This is a genomic window from Nostoc sp. 2RC, assembly GCF_014222165.1.
GTDB lineage: Bacteria > Cyanobacteriota > Cyanobacteriia > Cyanobacteriales > Nostocaceae > Nostoc > Nostoc linckia.
This window is the reverse complement of sequence record NZ_JACKZU010000671.1, coordinates 1-1,724: the sequence shown is the minus strand read 5'-3', so window position 1 is coordinate 1,724 and position 1,724 is coordinate 1. Positions and strand designations below refer to the sequence as shown.

2 protein-coding genes are annotated in these 1,724 nt (G+C 43.6%); both read right to left on the bottom strand.

Features of this window, described 5'->3' with window-relative positions:
- Window positions 1-7: 7 nt before the first annotated feature.
- A complete protein-coding gene (locus GNE10_RS34320; protein WP_185570480.1) occupies window positions 8-724 on the bottom strand; it encodes a hypothetical protein in 717 nt (238 codons plus the stop codon).
- Between the two features lie 360 nt (window positions 725-1,084).
- Window positions 1,085-1,724: S-layer homology domain-containing protein (locus GNE10_RS34315; protein WP_185570479.1), on the bottom strand; the 640-nt coding region annotated here is incomplete at its 5' end.

The window sequence follows — 1,724 nt, the reverse complement described above, 5'->3', positions numbered from 1 at the left end:
CCCACCTCTACTCGCCATTCCCCTGTTCGCCAGACATTGCTTTGAGTTTAGACGTAAAAGATTCAGAACGACGATCGCTTTTTTCTGGAGTAAATTGTCCTATTGGGGGACGAATAGGGGCGGGTGGTAGCAATTTTGGCTCTTGATGAGAGGCTGATGATGTATTTTCTGATGAAGTTTGTCTTTGACTAACAGCTGGGGATCGTCCAAGTGTTGCCAAAGAAGTGGAGTTGTTTGCTGTGGTGGACTTGAGGGCGGTTGTATCTTCTTCTTGGGGTGGAGATGTCTTTTGCTGTTCGCCTCTCAGTTGTAGAGTTGCAATGTTACTTTTTTGATAACCATTGCTAATTTTCCCAGGTGGTAATTGAGGCTTTGTTACCTTTTCAAAAACCGGATTTTTCTTGACTGGCGGTAAGGCTGGTGTCGCCACTGAAGTTAGGCTTTGGGGAAACTTGCTACAAACCATACGTTCAAATTCCATGTTGAAATGGTATGTAGCCTGTTGCCGACGTTGCCAAAATACTAAAATTTGCTGCACAGAAACCGCTTTATAACGACCTTGATATAGTGCTTCAATCACTGCCAGGTGTAGCCAATTCAGTGGGTATTGCGTTTGCCAACGTTCAACCAACTCATTGGCAGTATACCCGCTGAGATCGAAACTATAGTGAATTAATAACGCGATCGCTAAATTGGCAGAGGTGTCTGGAAGTGTTGTTAACATGAGACTGTTAGCTTTTGGCAATAGGTCTAAGATTTTTCACCCATCGCATATAGCGTATCGTGCTTTTAACTGCATGGTTTTTTACCAGAGTTTTCAAGTCGATAGCAGTGTTTCCCATTCTACTTGTCAACTGCTCAAATGCAAGAGCCTAAAGATTGATTTCAAGTTATCTTGATTACTTAAGCTGTTTTACATTTAACTTGCACATTCACCAGAGGAGGAGTTTTTCCGGCTCTGCTCAATGAGACTGTTGACTGTTAACTGTGAATGGTCAACAGCTATGAGATTCGGTGAGATTAAGTAGAGTTGACAACTGTATGTTTGTATCATGGATTGTCTCCAAACTCCATCGATCCCCGATTAATTGATTTTGAATTCTTCTTTGATGGCAGATGTTCGCCCAATGGCAACTAACGCCTGATAAACCATCGCCGCAGTTTCAGCGTATGTTGCCGGACGTAAAGGTGCAAGCAATTTTGGGTCTGGATAATTGACAATTATTCTTTTATGTGTTGCAGTTGCAACAGCTTTTTCGGCATAGTCGGGAATTGTATGGCGATCGCTATACACTTCTAAAACATTGTTATCAGCTTGCGGTAGTCCGAGGCCGTTAACTAAAGAGACAATGACTTGTAGCCGTTTGACATTTTGATGTGGGTGGAAAGTGCGATCGCTAAATCCGCCAACAAACCCACCTCTAGCTGCAACTTGGATAGCATTATACGCCCAAAAATCTTTTGATACATCTACAAAATCTGCTGCTGGGCGTTTAGCAGTGGGCTTAAAAGCAATTGCCACCAAAGCCGCGTATTCAGCGCGAGTCATCGGTTTATCTAGCTGATACGTATCATCAGGTAAATCGTGAATTAAATCCAGACTCCCCAATGCCTGAATAAATGGTTCTGCCCAATGACCATCTAGAACAGACGCAAAGAGTGAGGGACGCTCTGACGCGGAGAGTGTTCGTGATAAATTCCCCGCGTCCCCATGTCCCCATGTC